The organism is Pseudomonas sp. NFIX28 (assembly GCF_900107395.1).
In the GTDB taxonomy this organism is placed as follows: Bacteria; Pseudomonadota; Gammaproteobacteria; order Pseudomonadales; family Pseudomonadaceae; genus Aquipseudomonas.
Genome location: NZ_FNPW01000034.1, coordinates 1 through 6,922, shown reverse-complemented (window position 1 = coordinate 6,922; position 6,922 = coordinate 1). Strand labels below are relative to the sequence as shown.

The following is a 6,922-nucleotide window of genomic DNA, read 5'->3' as shown; positions in this document are numbered from 1 at the left end:
ACGCGCTTCGACAAACTCGCAGAAAGTTATGCGGCGATGGTCTTGCTGGCTTGTGCTATGTGGTGTTTACGACATTACTTTTCGTAAAGAGCCTAACGTTGAGTTTGCGGACTTAACCTTCACCAGGAAAACCACGATGACCAAGCCGACTATCGCATTGACCGAGTTGCTTGAAAAAGGGGTAGACGCCCGATCCGCTCAAGCAAATGATCCAGTTCGTTGCCCAGTGCATGATGGAACTCGAGTCGAAAACCTTTGCGGCACCGGCTTCGACGTCAAAAGCCCAGGCCGGGTCAACAGCCGTAACGGTTACCGTGACCGGCTCTGGTAAACACGTGCTGGAGGATGTCGATCTCAAGATCCCCAAGCTGCGCCAGGACAGCTACTTTCCAGGTATCCCGAAGCCTCGACGCACCGCAGAGAAGGCCCTGGCAGCAGTTATCCTGAAAGCCTACATCTAAGACGTTTCACGCGCTCGATTGACGAGTTGGTCAAGGCCATGGGCATGTCCGGTATCTCCAAGAGCCAGGTCTCAGGCTTTGGCCAGCGAGATTGATGAACGTGTCAACACTTTCCTTGATCGCCCGCTTGAAGGAGACTGACCCTATTTGTGGATTGAAGTATCTACCTCAAAGTGCGGGAGGCCGGTCGTATTGTCTCGGTCACCGTCATAATCGCCGTGGCGGTGAACACGAACGGGGTCGTGAAGTTCTGGGCATGCCCATCGGTCCTTCGGAGGCCGAGCCGTTTTGGACAGATTTCCTCTGAAGCCTCATGGGCGTGGGCTATGCAGTGTGAAGTTGGTGATCTCCAATGCTCATGAGAGCTTAAGGCCGCCGTCTCCAAGTCATCCATGCGACATGGCAACGCTGCCGCGTGCACTTCATGTGTAACGCTATGCCCCATGTCGGCAAAGGCCAGCGCATCATAGTAGCCGCGTTGCTGTACACGGTTTTCGCCCCGGACAGCCGGGTGGAATGCCACCAACAATAGCGCCTGCTAGCTGATCAACTACGCGAAAACCTCATTTTTGCACTCATAAACATCTATTGCCATGGTATTTTATTTGGGATTGTATCGGGCATGATGATTGTCATATGACACTCATTAGCAACAACTCCCAAGGTGAAAGATGAGTAATTTCAAAGGCGTGGGCCAGCGTGTAAAGGAAGAGCGAGAACGACTCGGTTATAATCAAACAAATTTTGCCGCGATCGGGGGAATGAGCAGGAAAACACAGTTTGATTATGAAAGTGGTGTTCGAGCTCCGGACGGCAGATACCTGATCGGTATTGCGGCTGCTGGAGCGGACGTACAATACATAATTACAGGAGTCCATTCAGTGGGTATATCCGAGTCTTTTGCCACGGAGCAGCTGTCTCGTCGGGCTTTTGTCCATGCGAGGAACTACGAAGCACTATGTGATGACGATAAACGAATTCTTGAACGAATGGTCTCTCTTGCAGAGAAATCGAAAAAGCTGAGGCCCAGACGCTCAGGCTGAAATGGTTAAGCTCCGTGGACGGCAACAATTGTTGGCGCTGATTGAAATCTGATCCACCCTGCAGATTGAAAGTAGATCAAAACGGCTTATCGTCCTTAGCACCAGCATCGTCCTTGCGCTTCGTTCACGTAATTTGATTATTGTCTGGGGCAATCAAACTACTGTGTTGCAGGCGATAGGACTCGTTGCCCGTTTCGACGAAGTGGCAGTGGTGTATCAACCGATCCAGCAACGCATTGGTTATCTTGGCGTCGCCGAACACATTCGACCATTCAGAGAAGCAGAGGTTGGTCGTGATGACCCCGCTGGTGTGCTCGTACCGCTTTGACAGCAGATGAAATAACAGGACACCACCGCTCTGGTTGAAGGGCAAATACCCCAGTTTATCGAGTATCACCAAGTCCGTCCGTATCACCTCTTGAGCGATTCGGCTCGTCTTGTCGTCGTATTCTTCACGCTCCAAATTGTCCAGATCCACCGTGGACTAGAAGCGCGCGCGATTGTAATGCATTATGATCCCGGACACGACCAAGACGGTGACCAGGTGTGTCTTGCCTGTTCCAGGCCCGCCGATGAACACGACGTTCAGTGCAGTATCCATAAACGCCAGGCTGGCCAAATCTCTGACCAGGCGAGTGTCTGTGCTGAAAGCGCTGAAGTCGAAGCCTGCCAAATCACGATACATGGGGAGATCTTGGCCATGTTCATCTGATGATTCCCAGAGCGTACGGCGTGATCGAGCTGGGTGTAGCCGCCGTTGTAACCCTCGGCCCTGATTTACATGAAGAGCGCTTTGGCGCTTCTGCGGTTGTGCTTTGCCCAAAACGAATCGGCTTTGAGCGCCTGCCCCAGCGCCTCCTGAAATGGGCTGAGTTTGTTGAAAGCAGCGCACCGTTGGTACGCCGGCTGAGCTGCTTCGGGCGCTCTGACCCATTTTCGGATGGTATTTCTCGACAGCACGGTACGTTTGACTATCTGATGCCGCGACAGCTTGTTACGAAAATGCATCCGCCGAATTTACCCATCATTTCTATGCTGATCACCCTGTGCTCTCCTGTTCAAAAATTGAGCAGAAGCAGTTGAGTACCTGGATCAGCTCAGTCGGTAGAACAGCCCAAGGCACCAACTGTTCAAGATCCGCCAGGAAGCGACTTCGGTGAGTCAACTTCTTTTGGCCGGCGTATTCCAACTCGGAAGAGGCCTTCTATATTAGATTCTCAATGTGTCGAATTAGTGTTTTAAACTCAGCATGCCAAGGCAAGCGACTATTCACTTTTTTGCAGCACCGCCTTAAGAAGGCACTGAAAAAGTCATAAGCTCGCGCCACTTCAAACTTAGAACCGACCTATCTCTTCACAAGTTGTTTTTATATATCAAGAAAATAACAAACCAAGGATGCCATTATAATACAAGGTATCATGCGCTGCAATATGAGGCTATTTTTCTATTTTTGGCAGCGTTAACTTTCTTGGGCGGCCCCGCCTTTTGGGCCCATTTATTCGTGTACAGTCGCCATGTAATACCTGTTCTTGCTCCGCTTGACGCGCCTGATATTGACGCGCCTCAGCAATATCAAGCAACTGTTTATCGGTCAGCCGCGACTCGATCAATACCAATCCACCTTGGACTGACTCTGGCAAGCTATGGCTCAGTTGATCAAGTAACGTACGCAACTTCGCGTAAGAGCTCGTGGTAACAGTATACAGGTGACATGCGAGCATCTCCCATGTGTGTGAGGAATTGACGCTTTGAACGTTCGGGAAGTGGATTAGTACATCTGCTTGTAGCGCATTTAGTTCCTTAACGCCGCGGTCTATCCAATCTTCAGCCAATGCACTCCTGCGGATAAAGTCTGGTGCAATATGCGCACTATCGTCTTGCGAAAGCTCCTTCATACCCTGGGCCTTGTGGTTCTCACCCAATCGTTGACCTTCTTCCAGATCGACTGCCATCGATTGATTCTGACTCTTGAGGCGACGAACCTCCTCCTTGAGCTCACGCACCGACAATCGGGACAACTCATCTAGCTCGCCGCGCTCGGCAACTTCGTCAATGGTTTCGTTTGGCAAACGGGCTAACTCGATAAGCTTTACCTTGCCTAACCCCATCAGCACGGGTTGTACATTCACTGGAGCCGCCAGCAACATTTTGGCGACGCTAATATGCTCGTAGACACGCTGCTCTTTGAAGTCATGCTGCACCAGCCATCTAGCAAACTCGCCCTCTCCCAACTCCTGCTTGAGAACCAAGAAACCAAAGCCCTGTCGTGCCGATTCCCGCGCCAAATGATTTTCCTGATCTATTAGCCAATTTTTCAGTTCATCAACTGAATTGGGTAACTCTACCGGCAGACGCTGCCCATGTCCGAGAACACGCTGGACAAAAGCATTGCCAGTACTGGGAGCGCCCTCTTGACTCCGAACGTTCGGAGTGATTTTCGTGCTCATATGCACTTGCCTCCATGGTATCTGTAGTTGAATACCGCAGAGACAAGAGTGGGTTATAATCTACCCATGGTCAAGCAATCCAATGAGTAATACAAGGAACAATAATCTGGGAATTAGGTCCTGTACGAAGTCAGCTAAAACTTATTTGAAGCCCATAAGCGTCAGGACTCAGTAGAGTTCCCATCCATCAAAGGCAGACGCCCACGATGGCCAAACGGTACGAACTCCCGGTGTAGCCTAGGAGTTGGTTGCAGACCTTTTTATCGAAACCCGAGGCCGGTGGCCGGCCGAGGGCGGATGACCGCTAAATGGCGTCCTTTGAAGGCGCTGCTGGCGAGACATGCTGGATCGCTTTGGACCTAGGTCCACGGTCTATCAACTTTTTCGCGATTGGTGCAACTGAGGTGTACTGTTTGATCGCCCCAAATATCAACAGCGCAACATCATCGAGTGCATGTTCGGATGACTTAAGGAAAACCGCCGCATCGTTACGCGCTTCGATAACCTCGCAAAAAGTTTGCGGCGACGGTTCCACCCGCTTGTGCCATGCGGTTTTTGCAACAGTATTTTCGTACAGAACCTAAGGAAAAATGTAGACGTCTTGGCTGCAAACGAGCAATCGGCTATCGCTGATAATTTAGGAAACGTTATCAGATGGCAACAGGTCGCCTGCGTGGAGGGTGAAGGGAGGCAGAACTGCTCAGTGGAATACGAAATTTCTTTTTTATCCACAGGATTTAAATATAAGATTATGGAAGGACAAAAATCAACTTATTGAAAAGCTCAGTTTGCCACTCTTAAGAAAACCATGAACTCGAAGCGCAACACACAACTTTTATTTTAAATACCCCATCACACAGGCAGAACGAATAACTATAGGCATCCAACCCTACGTGCAAACCTTAAAGCTGTTACCTTTAGAGTAGTTTCTTGCGAGAAAACCTTATTAGGATTGAGGCGCCAACTATTAGCATTTAATCCCCACTAAACACCACCAACATCTATCAAGACAGCAGCCACCCCCACAAAAAACCTGACCTCACCCAAACAATAAAAGTTCAACCCCATCAAGCAATCAAACCTAGTAGAAACACTGCAAACTCATTAAACTCCCACTTAACCACCAGAACCGACACCTAAATACCCCATATTCTTTTGCTGGTGTAAAAATCAGCCCCCTGCCAAAACCATATGGATAAACACCAAACATCCCAGATTCGAAATTTGTATCAGGCTGGCAATACAACAAGCCAACTTAAACTGGCACTGCTCACTTTCGGAGGAACTCTATTATGGGACAGAAGTTATCGTCAGCAGCTTTGGTCTTTCTGGTGTCAATCGGTTACCATCAGCAGGTACGAGCTTACGAGATTGCTGGCGATGATGCAGGGGTGGTCAATGCGGGCGCGGAAGCAAGTGCTCAAGCCCCCTCGACAATAGCCAGTAACCCCGCTGGTCTTAGTTATCTGAGGGGTACCCAAATATTGGTTGGGGCACAACTCGTATACGGACGGATTAAGTTTGAGCCAGATTCATCTACCAATGTGAGCGGTGGAGGAAGTGGCAACGCTATTGAGCCCACCCTAGGTGGTAGCTTTTTTATCAGTCGTATGCTTGATGAAGATTGGAGTATCGGATTTGGTTCATATGTCGACTTTGGTTCAACACTCGATTTCAAGAGCAGTTGGTCTGGGCGCTATTTTAGTCAACATGAAAGTATCAATGGGTTGGCACTAGTCCCCAGCGTGGCATATCGCATTAATGATAAGTGGTCTATAGGTGTCGGCATCAAAGTGATGCATGGAGTATTGAAAGAGCAGGCAGCAGTAGATCGCTCCTTCTTAGGAGTGAAGAACCCCCCAGATGCTCAGTTTAAGTATAAAGATAGTACATGGGGGTATGGCGCAAATATTGGCGTTATTTATGAACTGCAGCCTGGTACGCGAGTCGGGTTGGCCTATACCAGTAAAGTTAACCTAGACTTTTCCAATCACCTGAGTATTCAGGGTGGTGGAGCACTGCTGAAGCAGGCGGATGGCATAAATGTCAACTTGAAAATCCAGGTTCCACAGACAGCAAACCTCAGTATCTACCATCAACTCGATCCGCAGTGGGGGTTACTCGCCACCTTAGGTTGGAAAGACATGTCGCAGTTTGGTGATGTAGCGATTGATGTTGATACATCGCTATTCGGAGCACAGTCGACGATTACCAAGTCGAATTACAAGGATGTCTATCAATTGGCCTTAGGTGCTCAGTATAGAGCGACTCCGGAACTACTTTGGAGTATGGGCGTTGCCTACAGTACCTCTGCTACGTCGAATAGCAATAGGACCTTGAATAACCCGATAGGTTCTCAATGGTGTTTAGGAACTGGAGTGACTTATGCGTTGAACCATAAAACCGATTTTAATCTGAGCTGGGATGTGATTTGGATGGGCGACTTGCCAGTTGATCAGACCCAAGTGTTGTCAAATAATCGTACTTCCGGAGAGTACAAAAATATATGGTTTCAAGTTTTAACCGGCAACCTGATATGGCGTTTCTAGGGGCTGTTACCGTTTCATTTCAACCTATTGATTTATAAAAAACTCGTAACGTTAAAGCTCTCACACCTAACAAAACGAGTCTGCAATGCCCCGATTACTGCTCAGTGATGAGCACTGCTCGAAGCTGCAGAAAACTCCCAGCGGCAAAAACCGTGAACGTCAACGCGAATCTGGATATAGGGATTTACCGCAATCAGCACCTTGTGGAAAACGTCTTCGCCCAGCTGAAGCATTACCGGGCACTAGCATCTCGACTCGACAAGATCAAGAGAAATTACGAAAGTGTGGTGGCTATGACCTTTCTGTACGAAATCAGCCGAAACCAACTTGACCAGATGCTCAAGCGACTTCACATCAAGCTCAACGAGCAAGGGTTAATTGATCTGGAGACCTGGATGATTGACTCCACCGCAGTACGAGCA

At 49.0% G+C, this 6,922-nt stretch carries 5 protein-coding genes and 5 pseudogenes; 7 read left to right on the top strand and 3 right to left on the bottom strand.

Annotation, left to right across the window (positions count from 1 at the left end; translation table 11 throughout):
* Positions 1-206 precede the first annotated feature (206 nt).
* The 3 genes from BLV20_RS31905 (at position 207) to BLV20_RS31275 (ending at position 1,504) form a co-directional block, all read left to right on the top strand.
* Complete coding sequence (locus BLV20_RS31905) at positions 207-461, top strand: transposase (protein WP_256577926.1); 255 nt, start codon at positions 207-209, stop codon at positions 459-461.
* A 424-nt stretch (positions 462-885) separates the two neighbouring features.
* Positions 886-993, top strand: a complete 108-nt coding sequence (locus BLV20_RS32225) for a hypothetical protein (RefSeq protein ID WP_371914346.1) — start codon at positions 886-888, stop codon at positions 991-993.
* Positions 994-1,132: 139 nt separating this feature from the next.
* Complete coding sequence (locus tag BLV20_RS31275; protein ID WP_139192776.1) at positions 1,133-1,504, top strand: helix-turn-helix domain-containing protein; 372 nt, start codon at positions 1,133-1,135, stop codon at positions 1,502-1,504.
* 76 nt (positions 1,505-1,580) lie between these two features.
* Here BLV20_RS31275 and BLV20_RS30590 read toward each other — a convergent pair.
* From BLV20_RS30590 to BLV20_RS30580, 3 genes and pseudogenes are all read right to left on the bottom strand, one after another.
* A pseudogene (locus tag BLV20_RS30590) lies at positions 1,581-2,242 on the bottom strand (ATP-binding protein); the annotation flags it as partial.
* Positions 2,243-2,284: 42 nt separating this feature from the next.
* A pseudogene (locus BLV20_RS30585) lies at positions 2,285-2,512 on the bottom strand (IS21 family transposase); the annotation flags it as partial.
* Positions 2,513-2,940: 428 nt separating this feature from the next.
* Entirely contained in the window at positions 2,941-3,951 is a 1,011-nt protein-coding gene (locus tag BLV20_RS30580) for a hypothetical protein (protein WP_139192775.1), read from the bottom strand.
* 409 nt (positions 3,952-4,360) lie between these two features.
* Between BLV20_RS30580 and BLV20_RS32220 the strand changes: the two are divergent.
* The 4 genes and pseudogenes from BLV20_RS32220 to BLV20_RS31895 all read left to right on the top strand — a co-directional run.
* A pseudogene (locus BLV20_RS32220) lies at positions 4,361-4,584 on the top strand (hypothetical protein); the annotation flags it as partial.
* A 659-nt stretch (positions 4,585-5,243) separates the two neighbouring features.
* The gene (locus BLV20_RS30570) at positions 5,244-6,500 is read left to right on the top strand and encodes an OmpP1/FadL family transporter (protein ID WP_092306071.1); all 1,257 of its coding nucleotides are present in this window, start codon (positions 5,244-5,246) and stop codon (positions 6,498-6,500) included.
* A gap of 191 nt (positions 6,501-6,691) precedes the next feature.
* Positions 6,692-6,796 (top strand): annotated as a pseudogene (locus BLV20_RS32215) (IS5/IS1182 family transposase); the annotation flags it as partial.
* Positions 6,797-6,829: 33 nt separating this feature from the next.
* Positions 6,830-6,922 (top strand): annotated as a pseudogene (locus tag BLV20_RS31895) (IS5/IS1182 family transposase); the annotation flags it as partial.